This window comes from Dysgonomonas sp. ZJ279, from assembly GCF_011039205.1.
Lineage (GTDB): Bacteria > Bacteroidota > Bacteroidia > Bacteroidales > Dysgonomonadaceae > Dysgonomonas.
Genome location: NZ_JAAKEL010000001.1, coordinates 299436 through 318573, shown reverse-complemented (window position 1 = coordinate 318573; position 19138 = coordinate 299436). Strand labels below are relative to the sequence as shown.

General features: G+C 37.5%; 17 protein-coding genes. 9 read left to right on the top strand and 8 right to left on the bottom strand.

Translation table 11 applies throughout. The annotated features are described in order from the left end of the window. Positions 1–122 precede the first annotated feature (122 nt). The 6 genes from G7Y57_RS01415 to G7Y57_RS01390 form a co-directional block, all read right to left on the bottom strand. On the bottom strand, positions 123–1283 hold the full coding sequence (locus G7Y57_RS01415; protein WP_165020385.1) for a glycosyltransferase: 1161 nt from the start codon (positions 1281–1283) through the stop codon (positions 123–125). A gap of 3 nt (positions 1284–1286) precedes the next feature. Further along, positions 1287–2246 (bottom strand): ferrochelatase, encoded by a 960-nt coding sequence (hemH, locus tag G7Y57_RS01410; RefSeq protein WP_165020384.1) that lies wholly within the window; start codon positions 2244–2246, stop codon positions 1287–1289. A gap of 86 nt (positions 2247–2332) precedes the next feature. Further along, positions 2333–3307, bottom strand: coding sequence for a type I phosphomannose isomerase catalytic subunit (locus tag G7Y57_RS01405; RefSeq protein WP_165020383.1), 975 nt, complete (start codon positions 3305–3307; stop codon positions 2333–2335). A gap of 382 nt (positions 3308–3689) precedes the next feature. Next, positions 3690–5696, bottom strand: coding sequence for an alpha amylase C-terminal domain-containing protein (locus G7Y57_RS01400; RefSeq protein ID WP_165020382.1), 2007 nt, complete (start codon positions 5694–5696; stop codon positions 3690–3692). A gap of 21 nt (positions 5697–5717) precedes the next feature. Beyond that, on the bottom strand, positions 5718–6164 hold the full coding sequence (locus G7Y57_RS01395; protein WP_165020381.1) for a YhcH/YjgK/YiaL family protein: 447 nt from the start codon (positions 6162–6164) through the stop codon (positions 5718–5720). Positions 6165–6170: 6 nt separating this feature from the next. Further along, positions 6171–6581 carry a hypothetical protein gene (locus G7Y57_RS01390; protein WP_165020380.1) on the bottom strand — a complete coding sequence of 137 codons (411 nt, stop codon included), beginning with the start codon at positions 6579–6581 and terminating at the stop codon, positions 6171–6173. Between the two features lie 187 nt (positions 6582–6768). Between G7Y57_RS01390 and G7Y57_RS01385 the strand changes: the two genes are divergently transcribed. From G7Y57_RS01385 to G7Y57_RS01355, 7 genes are all read left to right on the top strand, one after another. Further along, on the top strand, positions 6769–8886 hold the full coding sequence (locus tag G7Y57_RS01385; RefSeq protein WP_165020379.1) for a M3 family metallopeptidase: 2118 nt from the start codon (positions 6769–6771) through the stop codon (positions 8884–8886). Between the two features lie 55 nt (positions 8887–8941). After that, complete coding sequence (gene efp, locus G7Y57_RS01380) at positions 8942–9508, top strand: elongation factor P (RefSeq protein WP_165020378.1); 567 nt, start codon at positions 8942–8944, stop codon at positions 9506–9508. A gap of 121 nt (positions 9509–9629) precedes the next feature. Next, a complete protein-coding gene (gene radC, locus G7Y57_RS01375; RefSeq protein ID WP_165020377.1) occupies positions 9630–10328 on the top strand; it encodes a RadC family protein in 699 nt (232 codons plus the stop codon). A gap of 236 nt (positions 10329–10564) precedes the next feature. Then, a complete protein-coding gene (locus G7Y57_RS01370) occupies positions 10565–10879 on the top strand; it encodes a metal-sulfur cluster assembly factor (RefSeq protein ID WP_165020376.1) in 315 nt (104 codons plus the stop codon). A gap of 10 nt (positions 10880–10889) precedes the next feature. Next, entirely contained in the window at positions 10890–11696 is an 807-nt protein-coding gene (locus G7Y57_RS01365; protein WP_165020375.1) for a UDP-2,3-diacylglucosamine diphosphatase, read from the top strand. 121 nt (positions 11697–11817) lie between these two features. Then, a complete protein-coding gene (locus tag G7Y57_RS01360; RefSeq protein WP_165020374.1) occupies positions 11818–12165 on the top strand; it encodes a CidA/LrgA family protein in 348 nt (115 codons plus the stop codon). Continuing rightward, positions 12162–12851: an LrgB family protein gene (locus tag G7Y57_RS01355; protein WP_165020373.1), complete on the top strand. Its 690-nt coding sequence runs from the start codon at positions 12162–12164 to the stop codon at positions 12849–12851. Before G7Y57_RS01360 ends, G7Y57_RS01355 begins: the two co-directional genes overlap by 4 nt. Here the strand turns inward: G7Y57_RS01355 and G7Y57_RS01350 are convergent. Then, positions 12848–13627 carry a hypothetical protein gene (locus G7Y57_RS01350; RefSeq protein ID WP_165020372.1) on the bottom strand — a complete coding sequence of 260 codons (780 nt, stop codon included), beginning with the start codon at positions 13625–13627 and terminating at the stop codon, positions 12848–12850. The genes G7Y57_RS01355 and G7Y57_RS01350 overlap by 4 nt on opposite strands. A gap of 184 nt (positions 13628–13811) precedes the next feature. Then, entirely contained in the window at positions 13812–15716 is a 1905-nt protein-coding gene (locus tag G7Y57_RS01345) for a PQQ-binding-like beta-propeller repeat protein (RefSeq protein ID WP_165020371.1), read from the bottom strand. A 283-nt stretch (positions 15717–15999) separates the two neighbouring features. Here G7Y57_RS01345 and G7Y57_RS01340 point away from each other — a divergent pair, with 283 nt between their 5' ends. Both G7Y57_RS01340 and G7Y57_RS01335 read left to right on the top strand, forming a co-directional pair. After that, the gene (locus G7Y57_RS01340; protein ID WP_165020370.1) at positions 16000–17880 is read left to right on the top strand and encodes an ABC-F family ATP-binding cassette domain-containing protein; all 1881 of its coding nucleotides are present in this window, start codon (positions 16000–16002) and stop codon (positions 17878–17880) included. Positions 17881–17916: 36 nt separating this feature from the next. After that, complete coding sequence (locus G7Y57_RS01335) at positions 17917–19092, top strand: MFS transporter (RefSeq protein WP_165020369.1); 1176 nt, start codon at positions 17917–17919, stop codon at positions 19090–19092. Positions 19093–19138: the final 46 nt, after the last annotated feature.

Here is a 19138-nt window from a genome sequence, read left to right as displayed (position 1 = left end):
AAAGTTGTACAATTAGTTTCTGAGAACAAATTAAATAATAAAAAACAGGAGTTTAGCGTTAATTTTGTGAAACATTGTTATTGTTGTTGAAAAGTCCACTTTATTGTTAATAAGTACGATGTTTATATCAATCCCAATATAGTATCTATTTTTTCGAGCCATCCTTTATAGCTAAAGCGAATTAAGACCTTATCCAAATAAGCACTATACTGAACCGAAAGAGTAGAATCGTCGAGAACCCTCTTCATACCCTCATATACACCTTCGGTACTATTATCTACTAGAATGCCGTATTTACCTCCATCTACAATATCAGCTGGTCCCCCACAGTTGGTCGTAATAACAGGTGTGCCGAGAGCCATTGCCTCCAGCAAAACGAGCGAAAAGCTTTCCCGTTCCGACACGCACAACAACCAATTACTTTGTAAAATATATGGATAAGGATTATCTACGCGTCCCATCAAGGTTATCTTATCTTTCAATCCTAATGATGCAAGATTTGCTATCATATCTTCGTTATCAAGACCCTCGCCTAAAATATATACATGAAAATTATAACCATCCTGATTCAATCTATTAGCAGCATTCACTAATCGATCTGTCCGTTTTTCGGGTGAACTGCGTGTTACTAAAACAAAATTGGTTACCCCCTGCGGCAAGTCTTCGATTTTTTGCTTAGATTTTTCAACAACCTTACTTAAATCGATTGCATTATACAACACTTCGATGTCCTGCTGAGGATGAACACCATCGTGCAACACATTAATGTAAGCATTTTTGCAGGCATCTGACACACAAATCACTTTATCAAACCGGTTATAAGAGCGTTGTGTTGTTTTCAACTGCTTTTTATTCAGCCAAACGGATACTTTTTCACGAAAAGAGCGAATCTCATAAGTACGCTTATATAGAATATTATGTATCCACAATAGTTTAGGGATACCCATTTTAGTAAACATCTTTGCAAAAAAAGAATCTTTAAAACAAATTACCTCATCGTAATCCGAATCCTTCAACCCTTTTAATTTTAAGAAAACTGAAGGAAAGAAAATCATTATATTCTCACCTATTTTCTTTTCCAGATGCGATGTTCCTTTATCATATAGGTATTTTATATTTATTCTTGACGATACTTGCTCCAATAAAACATCTTTATCCGATTGTTCGGGCAAAAGAAGAGTGACAACACATCCTTCTTTGGCAAGATGGTTAACCAAATCGACAAGAAGCACTTCTGTACCTCCCTGTGCCAGGCTATCGTTAAAAATAAGAATACGTTTCATCACCTAAGATATTATTTTCTGCACTGCATCGACCCAGCAGTCCCGACTATTCAAGCATGGTACAAAGTCTAACCGAGTGCCTCCATGTTTAATAAATAAGTCTTTAGCGCGAACACCCACATCATACAATGTTTCAAGATTATCAACCGAAAATCCGGGAGATATAACAATTATGTTCTTTGCTCCTCCTTCGGCTAACGATTGTATAGTTTCGTCTAGTCCGGGCTTTAACCATTTACTCCCCATAGCCGACGAATACACCTGCCTTGTTTTTCTCACATCTACATTTAACTGATTTAGCACCAAACGAACTGTCTCCTTTGTTTGATACACATAATCGAATTCTTTCCCTTTTTTCCATGCTTCTTCCACATGTGAAAGAGGAAGACTATGGAAACTAAAGACCAATTTATCGAAATCCTGCTCGATGTAAGGCTTTAATGACTCGACCAAAGCATTGATATATGCAGGATGATTAAAATAAGGCTCTATAATTTTCAGACGAAACGGATAGGGGCGCTGAAAGAAAATTTGCCCAATCCAATCTACCACTGTTTTGTAAGACGATTCGGCATATTGAGGAAACATTGGTAAAACAATCACTTCGTGCAATCTGTCATTTTTTTCCATCAATCGTTCGAGAGCTAAGGCAACACTGGGTTCGCCATACCTCATCGCCACTTCTACCGGCATTTCGGATTGTTCTTCGAGTTTTGCAGCCAATTGCTGCATATTATAAAGCAGAGGTGATATATTACGCTTATGATCCCAGATAAGTGAGTAATGAGCCGTAGAGCTGAATTGTCGCAATGGCAAAATAATTCCTTTAACAAGAATAGGACGGAACCAATCGGGAACAGTCATCACTTTGGGATCAGACAGCATCGCTCCCACAAAGAACTTTACGTCAGCTCTTGTACACGCTTTGGGACTGCCTGTATTTACTAATAATACTCCTTTCATCTAACAATTTTATATAAAAAACGAACACCACAGATTCCCTTTAGTCGAAAATTTGTGGTGATCATTTTTATGATTATAATTTACGGTTATACGTATGTTTCTAAAAGAAGAACGTTTCCTTCGGGCTTAATGTTCATACTTGTAGTATCGGCAGGGATAAGAATTGTCTCTCCTTGCTTAACACTCAATTCGTTCCCTTTATTATCTTTTATCGTACAAGCACCACCCATACAGATATATGCTATAAAAGAATCTATTTTAGAATAATCCCTGTCAACCGATTGGTTCAATTCCAAAAGATTAGTTGTAAAATATTTACACGATTCAAGCTCTACCGCTTCATTCTCTTTTCTTGTATATGAATTCTGATAGTTATCGTATACTTTGAAATCAATTGCATCTTTCGCTAATTCGGTATGCAATTCACGACCATTACCGTTTGCATCTTTACGGTTATAATCGTAGATACGATAAGTAATATTAGATGTTTGCTGAATTTCTGCTATAAACGTACCTGCACCGATAGCATGCACACGGCCTGCCGGAAGGAAAAACACATCTCCTGCTTTCACATCATGTTTTTCTAATGCATCTACGAATGTATTATCTTCTATACTTTGCACATATTGATCGGGAGTCATCTCTTTTGCAAATCCCGAATAAAGAAATGCGCCCGGAGCAGCGTTGATCACGTACCACATTTCGGTTTTACCGAACGAATTGTGTCTCACTTTAGCCAGAGCATCGTCAGGATGTACTTGTATAGAAAGATTGTCACGAGCATCAATAAATTTGATAAGTAATGGGAAAGTTGTACCAAATGTTGCGAAATTTTGTTTTCCGACCAATTGCTCTTTGTAAGTAGCAATTACTTCATCCAAACTTTTATTTTCTAATTCACCGTTGGCAACAACAGAAACGTTGCCTTCGACGCTAGATATTTCCCAGCTTTCGCCAACACCATCCTGCTCAGGAGCTATACCTTTAAATTTACATATTTCATCGCCACCCCAGATAATAGACTTAAGGATAGATTTAAATTTTAACGGATACAAATTCATATTTTATTTCTTTATTGGTTATTTAAAATGATTCCACAAAAATAACTAAAGTTATTGGCAATTCGATGTATTTCGATATAAGAAAAAACAGCTCTTACTTAACGTGAGTTCAATATAATGAAAAGAACAATAAAATCTTCATTCGAATTTGTCATCCCGATACGCAGTGAGGGATCTCGAATCCTACTTGTTGTAAGAGAGCAGATCCCTCACTGCGTATCGGGATGACAGAATGGACGAAAGATAAATATCGGAACTCATTATTATAAGATGTTTATACCGAACTCACGTTATTTATTGAACTTCTAACTACAGATAATGAATCATATAAGCAAAGAAGACCCGATTACTCAGGTCTTTCTTTAATATATCATATACACTCTCAATCTACTTTTCTCAGCACAAAAGCAGTCCGTGCCGGAATATACAATTTCAGCCAGCCTTTCCCATCTTTTTGATAAAGCGCATCGGCAACTGTATAATGAGGGATACTAGCATCTGTAAGTCCATTACCACCGAAGTCGCGATTATCTGTGTCCAATACAACTTCATATTTACCGGTAGGAGCTAAAAATCCATAATCTGTAAAAGATTGACTCGGATTGAAATTGTAAACAAAAATCAAATCTTTGCGTTGGTATGCCAACACCTGATCATCATCTTTGTCCCAAAGCCTCAATATTTCGCTTTTCTCAAATTGCTTCACCGATTTTATCAGTTCCAGCATAGCTTTATCAAAGTCACCTAAATAGTGATATCTTAAATCATAATTATCAGCAAGACTCCATTGGCGACGGGCATATTTATACGACCAGCCGTTACCTTCACGCGGAAAATCAACCCATTCGGGATGACCGAATTCATTCCCCATAAAGTTGAGATACCCCCCGTTGATCGTCGAAGCCGTAGCTAAACGAATCATTTTATGTAAGGCGATACCCCTATCGGTAATAAACGAACTTTCTTTCAATTTCGACATATACCAGTACATGTCGGCATCTATGAGTCGAAATATGATTGTCTTATCTCCTACCAATGCCTGATCGTGACTTTCGGCGTACGAGATTGTTTTCTCATCTTCCCGCCTGTTTGTCAATTCCCAGAATATACCTGTCGGATGCCAGTCTTCGTCTCTTCTTTCCTTAATTATCTTTATCCAGTAATCGGGAATATTCATCGCCATGCGATAATCGAAACCGTAGCCTCCATCTTTGTTTTTAGCAGCTAAACCGGGCATACCACTAACTTCTTCGGCTATTGTTATCGCTGTGGGATTTACTTCGTGGATCAACTTATTAGCCAAAGTCAGATAGCAAATAGCATCACCATCCTGATGCCCATTATAATAATCGGCATAACCCGAAAATGATTCTTCAAGCCCATGACTGTAATAAAGCATCGAAGTCACCCCATCGAAACGGAAACCGTCGAATTTATATTCTTCGAGCCAGAATTTACAATTAGAAAGCAAAAAATGAACAACCTCGTTCTTACCATAATTAAAGCACAGTGAATCCCAAGCAGGATGCTCCCTTCTGTAATCGGCATAGAAATACTGATCATACGACCCATCAAAACGCCCTAAGCCCTCCACTTCATTTTTTACGGCATGCGAATGTACCAAATCCATAATTACTGCTATACCCAATGCATGTGCATCGTCTATCAGATGTTTCAATTCATCGGGTGTACCAAAACGCGATGATGCAGCAAAGAAACTGGATACATGATAACCGAACGATCCATAGTAAGGATGTTCCTGAATAGCCATTATCTGAATGGTATTGTAACCATCTTCTTTTATACGGGGCAATATATTTCTTCTGAATTCGTCGTATGTGCCAACCTTTTCCTCTTCCGACGACATGCCAATATGGCATTCGTAGATTAATAAAGGGCTTGTATCGGGTTTAAATGTTTTTTGCTTGAATTTATACGGAGTTTTAGGACTCCAAACCTGTGCAGAGAATATCTTGGTATGGTCATCCTGTACTACACGATTAGCCCATGCAGGAATACGCTCGCCTTCGCCGCTATCCCAACAAACAATCAGCTTGAATAAATCTTCATGTTGGACCTTATCGAGAGGAAGTTCCAGCTCCCATTCGCCATTATCCTTACGTTGCAATTTAAAATCATCTTGCTTCTGCCATCCATTGAATGTACCGACCATATATATGGCAGTAGCATTGGGCGCCCATTCTCTAAGAACCCACGAGTTCTTTGTTTTATGTAATCCGAAATACATATACCCTGAAGCAAAATCAGACAATGAGATTGACCCATTATTTGTCAATGCAGCCTCTTTTTCGAGCGTGTATTTATAACGTCCCTCGATAGCTTCGGAATAGGGCTTTAGCCACGTATCATTTTTTATTAGCTTTAGCATAAGGCAACAATGTTTATTAATTTAGATTTTTATCTTCACGACTACTTTTCTTATTTTTCCTTCACCAATACATGGAGCATGTCCATCTTCGGGAAAGAATATTACAAAATCACCGGGAGAAACCGAAAAGTAAGTTTCAACTTTATCTTCGAAAAACTGAATATCCCGTTCATCATTAAACGGCTCGCATTCTTCATTCAAATCCAATCGGGATTTCCATCCGAATGTTTCAGCCTTACTGATTGGCAACTGTATATCAAGGTATCTATTATGTGCTTCCGGTTTAGCAAGTTCTTTATTTCTCAGATCACTATCGCTTATAATGGCGAAAGCATCTTTTCCTTGCAATTCTATCGTGCCGACCTCCGATTTTAAGAAATCGGTATTCCTTAAAAAATCAAATACCGTTTTAAATAACGGATGAATATCTTCGTATCTCTCTGTATCTTTTAAACTTCCTACAATCATTGTCTGTTATTTGTAATCTTCCGATGGTATATCTATTCTAAAAACAGGGCTATTAGCGGCGTCATTATATTGATACTGAAACGTCACATTATTATTACGAAGAAAAGCTGAACCCGGTTCTGTTTTTATCGAGTGTATAAGCTTTTCTTTCAATGCTTTTTTCAGTACAACAGTATCGAGCATGGCGCTTTCGACCTGTATTGTATAATTATATCGTAATGTATTCGAAGGCAGAGCCTCACAGCCTTCAAGCCGTGTGAAATCATCTATTATTTTAGGATAATTCTTATTTTCACGCTCGACATATTTTTCCAGCTCATCCTGTACCTTATTAGCATTCGAACATTGTACAAATATTAAGGATAAAATAACTGCAAAAGAGAAAATGAAAATCTTTTTTAAGCAAACTCGTTCCATTTAATTTCAATATAATTAATCACAAACAAATTCATGTTCTTAATTATTACAAGTTTACTAAATTTAATCCGATTTTTTGATAAAATAGTGTGTTTTTTAAACCTAAGATTCTAATATCTTTCGACTTGTTCTGTTTTTTTGATTACTTTTGCAGCTAAAATCATTTCAATCATACAATTAGAACTATATGAAAAAGTTTCTATTAATCTTTAGTTTGTTAACTATGCTTTATTCATGTAATAGCACAGGCGATCAGAAAAAAAGTGACAACCCGTTTTTCACTGAGTTTGACACCCCTAACGGAGTCCCTCCGTTCGATAAAATAAAAGCGGAGCATTTCCTTCCGGCTTTTGAAGAAGCAATATTAAGAAATGCAGCCGAAGTAGATTCGATTGCGAACAACGCCGAACCGGCAACTTTCGAAAACACATTTGTAGCTCTCGACGAATCGGGTCAGATGTTACGCGGAGTATCCTCTGTATTTGGTGCACTAACCGGAGCTCAGACGGATTCTGTTTTACAAAAAATAGATGAGGAGATAAATCCTAAACTATCTGAACATAGTGACAATATTTATCTTAACGAAAAATTATTTGCCCGCATTAAATCGGTATACGATAATGCTGACCGTACAAAATTGACGACAGAGCAAAATCAACTAATCGACAAATATTATAAAAGATTCGTTCGTTCAGGAATTTTATTAGATGGATCGAAACAAGCACGCCTACGCGAAATAAACAAAGAATTAGGTATGCTCAGCCTTAATTTCGCCAATAATACATTGGCCGAAACCGCTGCTTTCAAACTAACGATAGATAAAAAAGAAGATCTGGCCGGTCTGCCTGACGATATAATAGCTGCCGCTGCTCAAACCGCAAAAAGCAATGGAGAAGAAGGTAAATGGATGTTTACCCTTAGCAAACCGAGCTGGGTACCATTTTTGCAATATGCAGACAATCGCGATCTTAGAGCGAAATTGTATAAAGCAATGTATAACCGTGGTGATAACGATAATGCAAACGACAACAAAGCAATCATCAACAAGATCGTAAACCTTCGACTAGAAAAAGCAAATATGCTTGGCTATGCAACTCATGCAGACTTCTCGCTTGACGAAACAATGGCTAAAACTCCAGCGGCCGCAATGGAACTACTGAATAATGTATGGAAATATGCATTACCTCAAGCCCAAAAAGAATCGGCAGAACTTCAGGCTTTAGCTAAAAAAGAAGGAAAGGATATAACACTGGAATCATGGGATTGGTGGTATTATGCTGAAAAACTTCGTGAAGAAAAATATGCCCTTGACGAAGAAGCATTAAAACCATATTTCAAAGCTGATAATGTACGTGATGGTGTATTCATGGTTGCAAATAAACTATATGGCATCAATTTCAAACAAGTAACAGACATTCCTGTTTATCAAGAAGATGTTCAAGTATTTGAGGTTACAGACGCAGACAGTACACTTATCGGTATCATATACCTTGACTACTACGCCCGTGACGGCAGAAAACGTAACGGTGCATGGATGGGTAGCTTCCGTAAACAAGAAATATATAAAGGAAAATTTGTTCATCCTATTATCTACAATGTAGGAAATTTCAATCCTCCTATTGGTGACAAACCATCTCTGTTGACTCTGGAACAAGTAGAGACACTTTTCCACGAATTCGGACATGGTCTGCACGGCTTACTATCTAAGTGCACATATTATACACTATCCGGCACATCGGTTCCTCGTGACTTCGTAGAATTACCATCGCAAGTAATGGAACATTGGGCATTCGAACCGGAAGTGCTAAAAATGTATGCTAAGCATTATGAAACAGGAGCTGTTATACCAAATGAACTAATTAAAAAGATACAAAACGCATCATATTTCAACCAAGGATTTGCAACTACAGAATTCCTTGCAGCATCTATCTTGGATATGAAATGGCATACAATAGACAAAGCGCAAGACTTCGATGTGCGTAAATTCGAAGCTGATGCAATGAACGAAATAGGATTACCTTCGGATATTATACCTAGATACAGAAGCACATACTTCTCTCACATATTCAGTGGTGGTTATTCTGCGGGATATTATAGCTATATGTGGTCTGAAGTGTTGGATGCCGATGCTTTCCAAGCATTTGTAGCTACAGGTAATATTTTCGATCAGGCAACAGCAAAATCATTCAGAGAAAATGTATTATCGAAAGGTGGTACAGACGACCCGATGGTATTGTACAAAAAATTCAGAGGTGCAGAACCAAATCCAATCTATTTATTGAAAAATAGAGGTTTTGTAAAATAATATTATCTTTGCAACTCGAAAAAAGAAACATAACAATAAATTAATAATATAATTAATGGCAACTACATCAGATATAAGAAACGGAATGTGCCTCGATATCGAAGGACAATACTATGTAATCATTGAGTTCCTGCATGTTAAACCGGGTAAAGGCGCTGCATTCGTCCGTACTAAAATGAGAAACGTAGCTACAGGTCGCGTTCTGGACAGAACATTCAATGCCGGTATAAAACTTGACGAAGTGCGTATCGAAAGACGTCCTTATCAATTCCTTTATCAGGATGATATGGGGTACAACTTTATGAACACCGAGACTTATGAACAAATATCACTGCAAGGGAGCCAAATAGAAGGTGTGGCATTTCTTAAAGAAGGCGATATGGTAGAGGTTCAGGTACATGCAGAAAGCGAAACTGTTCTTACAGTAGAGCTTCCTCAAACAGTAGTACTCCAAATCACATATACCGAGCCGGGTCTGAAAGGTGATACTGCAACAAATGCAACAAAACCTGCAACTGTAGAAACCGGTGCTGAAATACGTGTTCCTCTATTCATCAACGAAGGAGAGAAAATCAAAATCAACACAAAAGACGGTTCGTACGTAGAAAGAGTAAAAGGATAATTCTTTTTATATAAAATACTGAAAGGCTCATAACTTCATAAAAGTTTATGAGCCTTTTTATTTCAAAACAAATTAAGTTTCCACAAAAGAGATATATCTTTGATCTATATTTTTACTGTACATGAATAACATTACAAAACTCAACATAAAAGATTGGGCAGAGGAAGATCGCCCACGAGAGAAAATGCTACTTAAAGGTATGGTTGCTCTCTCTGATGCCGAACTACTAGCTATTCTTATTGGTTCGGGCAATAAAAATGAAACAGCAGTCGAATTATCCCAACGCATTCTACACAATGTATCCAATAATCTCAACACCCTTGGTAAGCTTGAAATAAAAGACCTTATCAAAAACTTTAAAGGGATAGGTGAAGCAAAAGCTATTACGATTGTAGCCGCGTTGGAATTAGGCAAACGACGAAAATTATCTGAAGTTATCACACAACCACAGATAACATCAAGTGAAGATGTCTATCAAATTTTCCATCCCGTGCTAGCCGATCTGAGACACGAAGAGGTTTGGGTACTATTACTCAACAGGGCAAATAAAGTATTGAAGAAGGTACAAGTCAGCAAGGGCGGCGTAGCAGGAACTGTGGTCGACATACGCATGATAATGAAAGAAGCAATAGAGACCCTAGCCTCGGGCATGGTACTATGCCATAACCATCCATCTGGTAGCGCAAATCCAAGCGGAGAAGACGATACAATTACCCAGAAGTTGAAAGAAGCAGGACGAATAATGGATATCCAACTATTCGATCATATTATTGTATGCGATCATTCGTATTACAGTTATCTGGATAAAGGAAGATTGTAAGGTTTATATCTGTTTTTTGATTATTTTTGTCGATAGAATTTAGATGTATTATAAACTATCTATTATTCTGTATGTTTATAAGAGACGGTAATAACCGTATATCGATGGATATATTAGTTCCTGATTTATCTATATAATACACGGTAATATTGTCCGAAAGTAAACAAGAAAAGTTACGATCAAAAACAGCGTAAAAGTGTCACCTTTGTCACTTTTTAACATAATAACAAAAGAGAATGAGCGAATTACTAAAATTAGAAGAAGATATCGTATACATGCTAAAAACAGTTTACGACCCCGAAATACCTGTGAATGTTTACGACCTTGGACTTATATATAATGTAGAGATCGACGATGACAAGAATGTGACAATCACAATGACATTGACTGCACCTAATTGTCCGGCTGCCGATTTCATATTAGAAGATGTAAGAATGAAAGTACAATCGGTAAAAGAGGTTAACAATGTTCTTGTTAATCTTACTTTCGAACCGGAATGGAACAGAGATATGCTAAGCGAAGAAGCTAAACTGGAACTAGGATTCCTCTAAACAGAACAGTGTGAAGAAAAAAATCTACTTCTTGTCAGATGTACATTTAGGTTCGGCTTATCACAGAAAACACGTGAATAAAGACGAATCGATATCACTGGCATCTAAAGGGATAGACATCAACCATTATGCCCAACTCAAAGTAGAGCAAAAACTCTGCCGATGGCTCGACATGGTGAAACAGGATGCAAAAGCAATCTATTTGTTGGGAGATATATTTGATTACTGGTTCGAATACAAGAATGTTGTTCCTCGAGGCTATACACGCTTTTTAGGAAAAATAGCAGAAATAACTGATTCGGGTATAGAAGTACATTTTTTTATTGGTAATCACGACATTTGGCTTACCGATTATCTTCAAAATGAATGTGGAATGATTATCCACAGAGAGGCATTAACAACAGAGCTTTTAGGTAAGAAGTTCTTCCTCGCACATGGCGACGGATTAGGAGATGACTCCCGATCATTTAAATTACTACGTAAACTATTCCATAGCAGTATATGCCGAATACCTTTTGCCGCAATACACCCCCGTTGGACAGTAGGCTTTGCCCATTGGTGGTCTAATCATAACAGAAGTACAGGCGAGATGCCCGACTATATGGGTGAAGACAAAGAACACCTTGTGCTTTATGCTAAGGAAGAATTAAAGACGAAGACGGATATTAATTTCTTCATCTTCGGACATCGTCACATTATGCTCGATCTGATGCTTTCACAGTCAGGCCGGATTGTTATACTCGGCGACTGGCTTCGTTATTTCTCCTATGGAGTATGGGATGGTGAGAATTTCGTTTTGGACGTTTACGAAGAATAACATTCCAGCTATTTTTTTAACTCTGCCGCCTTATCTCCGGTTCAAATTTGTAGTACCTTTGCGGCAGTTTAGAGTCACAGACTTTTTTTTATTACTCTATTTAATTTAGAAGGTTTTCATTATGAAAATGGTAAAGGGTATCTTCATCGTTTTGCTGTTCTATTTTGTAGGACAATGTCTCAGTTATCTTATAAACGGCTTTGTTCCGGGTAGCATAATCGGAATGATATTATTATTCCTAAGTCTTTATTTCAAAGCAATCTCACCCGATAGCGTACGCGATATAGCTAATGCATTCACTAGAAATATGGCTATATTTTTCATACCTGCCGGAGCCGGATTATTAGGTTCTTATGGTATAATTAGTCAATTCTGGATGTCTATCCTTATTGTATGCTCTATAAGCACAATATTGGTAATTGCCGTAGTTGGCATCGTTCAACAAAAAATGGAGAAACAAAAAAAATGAGAGCACTATTTGAATCTACAGAATTTTGTCTTATCCTCGTTTTCGGCACATATCTGTTTGGACAATGGGTATTTAAGAAAACCAGATTTGCACTTTTCCATCCATTAATTATATCTATCGCACTTGTTATAGCCTTTCTCAAGATTGCAGATATTGACTATGCAAAATTTGAACAAGGCAGTCAGTTTGTTAGTTTCATGCTCGGACCATCTATTGTAGCCTTGGGCTATGTATTATATGAACAGTTAGACTATCTGCGAGGCAATGTTATATCTATACTTACATCTGTATTTATTGGCAGTATCGTAGGGATCACCAGCGTTATAATCCTGGCTAACCTGACAGGAGCCGATCAGATATTGATACATTCCCTCGAACCAAAATCGGTAACGACACCTATTGCCATGAGTATCGCCGAACAATCAGGCGGTAACGTATCACTAACTGCCATAATCGTTGTTTTCTGCGGTATATTCGGCAGCATCATCGGACCTCCCGTTTTGCGACTACTTCGCATCAAAAGCAGTATTGCTAAAGGACTGGCCATGGGAGCATCGGCGCACAGTGTGGGTACAGCACGAGCAATGGAAATGGGAGCACTCGAAGGTGCGATAAGCGGTCTAGCAATCGGGCTGATGGGTGTTATTACAGCACTGCTTATTCCGATTATACATCAGATACTTTAAGCAGTTATATGCGGAGGGAAAGGTGGAGGAGACAACCGTTTCTTTTCTAATCGATTGGCGATAACAATTTCTGTTACGGGAATCAGAATACCAACTAATAACAGCAATATTGCTTGTAGTTTAAGACCACCGAAAAATTGTCTAATCTGATCTTCAACTATTATATTCAATGCACCATCTACCAACAAATCTTCGATTCTAACACGTGCCAATCTTTCTGATAGATCTTTATCTATTATTATAAAAGGGGCAATCTTTTGTTCCACATAAGCCCTTGCTTTCTCTTGTAAAAAATCGGCTTCGTCGGGATTAGATTCAATGTATTCAACAGCTTTAGCTCTCAAATCATTCTCATTCATGCCTAACCCTTTTGCCAATGAAGCAACAGATACACCATTCATGGATGCGGCAAACTCTGGGTATTTCTGTGCCACCACTTCCTGTATCTCATCGTTCAGATATGTATTGAACAATGTTTTGGTATCCCCTAAGTACTTCGGCATATTTTCAACCAATTGGGTTTCACAATTATGGAATGCAAACCATTGTGTAAAACAAAATCCGGCATAAAGAGGTAAAAAGAACATATAAACATATGATAAAATTGTCAAACTCCAATGACAACGTTTAACCATAATCTTCTTACGAAGTAGAAGCTCAACAAGAAGAGTTATTGTAAAACCAATTAAACCACCGACAATGCCCCAAAACAAGACATCTGCAGGATTTAAATAATCAGCCATCAAAGCCTTATAACCAAAAAGAATATCTACCATATCGTATGTCGTTAGAATTATACAATTAGTTTTAAAATCGACCCAAAGATAGTATTTTCAGCAAAACAGAATATCTATATTTATATCTATTTCACCAATTTTAAAAAGAATACGCTCAACAGAATTTGCTTACACAAGTCTCTGCTGAGCGCATAATTATACTCTTAATTAGTTTACCGAACCTTTATTTCTGGCTGTAAACTCTCATTTCGTTGTCGTATATATAATACACATTGTTTGTTACATGATCGATCTCATAGATTGGCTTTTCACTTTCGACTGATATTCTATCGACTTCTTTGCCATCCGATTTACGCACTTTCACCAATTCTTCGCCACCGCTTTCTGCTTTATTTATCAGGAAGGCATATTCGCTGTTGTGCTTAAGAGCATTGAAACGAGATTCCATTCTTGCAGTAAACAAAGGATCTGTATTGCTAAAATCAGGTCTCCCATTTTCGTCTTCAGCACCACTAAAACTCATACCGAAACCACCTTTTCCTGAATCTGTTGCAAACGAAGCCTGCCCTGTTGTAGCAAATGAATACAACGCTCTTCCGCCTTTAAGCCATCCTCGTTTATTACCACCCGGTTCTTTATATGTATTGTGGTATTTAACTTCGCCATCGAAACCAACTCCAATTGCATCGCTTTGACCAATCAAAGATACTCCCCAATCAAACAATTCAATATCGGCCATTGTATGATCGCTTTTTACATCTTTCAGTTTAGCAAAAGGTTCGTTCTTTTTTTCATCAACACTTTTAGGATCAAACTTATACAGCTTCTTGTCATTGTATACAAGATAAACTTTCTGTCCTTCATCATATTTATATAGAACGGGACGATTCTTATCGAAGTTGATATCTTTTTTCCATACCTTCTTACCGGTCGTATAATCTACCATATTTCCATAGCTATCTGTCAAATAGAAAACACGATTATTGTCTACTTTACCTAAATTATAAATCTCATCCTCATCATTATCACAAATCTCAATGAATTTCTTCCATTTGCTTATACCATCTTTACCAATCAGGTTCATTTCTTTATCGGCAACATAGAGATAGTCATTTCCAACAGAGATTACTTTTTTTATCTTATTACCCTTAGCATCTTTCTTCCACACTTTTTTGCCATCTGCATATGAGTAGAAATTAAACCCGTTGGCATGGGCAATCAGAATTTTGTCTCCGGCATCTTCTATATATGTAATATACTTAGTCGTAATATCATCTTTCCAAAGTTTGTCTCCGGTTTTAACATCCAATAGATTCAATGCTATTTTGGATGATAAAATATTACCGGTTGTACGTATCATGACTAAGTTCTTTTGACTTTCCGACAGGAAAAAATTACTCATCTTGAAATCGGTCTGCCATGCAATTTTACCGTCTGCCTTATTCATCTTATATAAGGATCCGTTTATTGAAACATATAAATCCGAATCGGTAGTAATAACTTTATCCTCCGAAAGATTCTCGGATTTGAAGCTAAGCAAAGACTTTAACGACTTCAAAAACGAATCGACCGAAGCAAGTTCAGTTATCCATTTCTGGGTTCCTTTTTCCAAATCGTAATATACACAGCTATATGTTTTATTGTTAATCACCATCAGAAGCAAAGCATTTTCTGCCGGCATAAATTCGGATTGCAACACACGATACCCAAATTCTCCGGAATTATAGACAACTTTACCATCTGCAGAATTAATAATAACATCCTTGTTATCAATAGCTAATGAGATGAAGGGCGAATTATCGATAAAGTTAATTTCGTCTTTTTTAGCTTCCAGCAATTTCAGGAAATCGCCACTTTCGACATTATCTATAACAGCCTGAGCATTATTGAGAGCATTACCATTCGATATCTCTTTATCATTTATCTTCCACTCTATAGTGTTAGTTTCAGGGTTATAACTCTGAACAGCATCCCGATCCTTAACGATAACACTTCCTGTGTAGTGGTTGATTAAGATTGATTCGACTTTCGCTCCGAAAGGAACGACTACATCAGCCTTTTGCTGCGCAAAAAGCAAGCTACTTTGTATCAAAATACAAAGCAGTAATAGCGTGTTTTTTTTGTTCATGAATAGGTTAATTTAGTAATATGTTGTAAAAGTATTTCGTGATAAGCGCAAATGTATTTATTAAAGGTGTGTCAGATGTCCCTTTTCATAAAGAATGTTTATTATTGCAAAAATAATAAAATAAACGATGTATTCAACTTTTATGACTTTTTTCTTACTGTGTTCAAGAGTATTACAAGAAGGTATGTAACTCTTTTGTTATATTTAATTTAGATTATATAGCTATTACAGATTAGAACAATCTTAATTACTTACCTTTGTAGAAAATATACAGTACTTATATATGGCATCCTATTTACAAGTTGAAGGATTAACAAAGAGCTTTGGTGATCTGATTCTATTCGAAAATATTTCTTTTGGTATAGCCGAAGGACAACGCATCGGACTAATTGCAAAAAACGGTTCAGGTAAAACAACTCTACTAAATATTCTTACAGGAAAAGAGTCGTACGACAAAGGTACTATAAGCTTTCGTCGCGATTTACGTGTAGCTTACCTCGAGCAAGATCCCGGTTACCCCGAAGATATTACAGTTTTACAAGCCTGCTTCTTATCGGGCAACGAAGTAACCGATCTTATTGCTGAATACGAGCGGGTTATTAATTCGACAGAACATTCTACTCTTGACGATATACTTCAACGCATGGATATGCTTCAAGCATGGGATTATGAACACAGAGCGAAACAAATATTAGCCCAGCTGAAAATTACAGATTTCGATCAGAAAATATCGGAATTATCAGGAGGACAACTTAAACGTGTTGCACTCGCTAATGTACTTATTACCGAACCCGATCTTATCATTCTGGATGAGCCGACCAATCACCTCGATCTGGATATGGTGGAATGGCTCGAAGGATATTTGCAACGCTCACGCCTTAGCCTGCTAATGGTAACGCATGACCGTTATTTTCTAGATCGTGTATGTTCTGAGATTATCGAAATAGATCAAAAACAGATCTATCAATACAAAGGTAACTACTCCTACTTTTTGGAAAAGAGGGACGAACGTGTCAGCACACAAAATGTAGTATTAGACAAAGCGAATAACCTTTTACGCAAAGAATTGGAATGGATGCGCCGTCAGCCGCAAGCTCGTGCAACAAAAGCAAAATCACGTATAGAGGCTTTCTACAATTTGGAAAAGAAAGCACAACAAACACGTGATGCGGGTAATGTGAAACTCGAAATGAAAGGCTCTTATATAGGAAACAAAATATTCGAAGCACAGCACGTATATAAAGCGTTCGGTGATATCAAAATCCTCGAAGATTTCAACTATGTATTCTCACGCTATGAGAAATTAGGCATCGTTGGAAACAACGGAACAGGTAAATCGACTTTCATCAAAATGCTGATGGGTGAAGTTGCTCCCGACAAAGGATTATTCGATATTGGCGAAACAGTCAAATTTGGCTATTATAGTCAGGATGGATTGAAGTTTGACGAGCAAATGAAAGTTATCGATGTTATTCAGGACATTGCCGAAGTTATTGACTTGGGTAATGGAAATAAATTGACTGCATCGCAATTCTTACAACACTTCCTATTCGCACCTGAGAAACAACACAGTTTCGTTTACAAGTTATCGGGAGGCGAAAAAAGACGCTTATATCTTTGTACTGTTCTTATTAAGAATCCGAACTTCCTTGTACTCGATGAGCCGACAAACGATCTGGATATAATGACTCTGAATATTCTGGAAGAATATCTGCAAACATTCAAAGGCTGTGTTATTGTTGTATCTCATGACCGTTATTTCATGGATAAGGTTGTAGATCATTTACTGGCTTTCAGCGGAAATGCTGCTATTAAAGATTTTCCGGGAAACTATACTGATTACCGCGAATGGAAAGAAGTCAGCGAACTAATAGAAAAAGAAAAAGTATCTGCATCTGTCGCACCTAAAGAAATAAAACCACAGGCTGAAGCCCCAAAGAAAGAAGAAAAAAAGAAACTCACATTCAACGAAAAACGTGAATTTGAACAACTCGATGCTCTGATACCCAAACTTGAAGAGGAGAAAGCTAAAATAGAAAATGAACTATCCACTGGTTCACTCTCGAACGAGGAACTCCTAGCTAAATCGAGCCGTATCAGTGAACTTATTAATGAAATTGACGAAAAAACAATGCGTTGGATAGAACTCAGTGAACATATATAAATAAGAAGTGTTTTCTTTTCAATAAGCAATCAAAAAATGGAAGTATTATCTAAACCCAAACTCTGGTCGTTAAGCTACCTGAATGTATGTATAGCTAACTTTCTGATGGCATGTTCATTTAACCTGTTAATGCCTGCCATCCCCTTATATATTACAGAGCAAATGGGTGTTGCTCAATCTAAAACCGGTATCGTACTAGCTTCGTATGCTATTGCATTGCTCATTGTCCGCCCATTTTCGGGATATATGGTCGACATCTTCCCCCGAAAAAAAGTACTGCTCCTTGCATTCACATGCTATGTGCTTATCTTTTTCGGATACTTCTTTGCTACCACCGTATTATTATTTATCCTCGTTCGATTCATACATGGAATCACATGGGGATTATCCACCGTATCATCCAGTACACTGGCGATTGACGTAGTTCCATCCGAAAGACGAGCCGAAGGGATTGGTTATTATGGTACATTTATGAATGTCGCAATGGCTATCGCACCATTTGTCGCTCTGCATATCTACAATCACTACAGTTTCCAAATACTATTGTGGGGAGCTGTAGGTATGGGAATGCTCGGAATCGTAGCCGTTTCATTAATAAAAGCACCTGTAAGACCTAAAGTGGAACGGGAAAAGCTCTCGTTAGACCGCTTCTTCCTATTCAAGGGCTGGCCTATATTCTTAAATCAATTACTTCCATGTTTTGCATGGGGTACAATCGGGCCTTTCGTTGCCCAGTATGCCAAACAAGTAAATATATCGAATGCCGGTATATTCTTTATTTTCTGGGCTGGAGGTATTATTGCTTCACGTGTCTTTTCGGGGAAATTAGTCGACAGAGGTAAAATACATATCGTAAATGTATCGGCAATGGTCATTGTTGCACTCTCATTTTTCGCCTTCGCAACTGTCCATAATATTTATGCATTCTGTGCCTCCGGATTATTTATCGGTATTGGATTCGGTATGATGGCACCCGCCTTGCAAACGCTCTATATCAATCTCGCCCCAAATAACCAACGCGGTACAGCCAACTCTACCTACCTGCTGGGATTCGATTTAGGTCTGGCATTAGGCATGCTCATTGGCGGATATATAACAGGAATCAAAACATTTGAATTCTTATTTTTGATATGTTCTGCTCTCTGTGTAGTAAGCATATTTGTATACTGGTTCTGGGCAAGAATTGTTTTTGAAAAGAAGAGATTAAGATAGTAGTCATAAAATAAAAGCACCTGTAATATGAAATTACAGGTGCTTT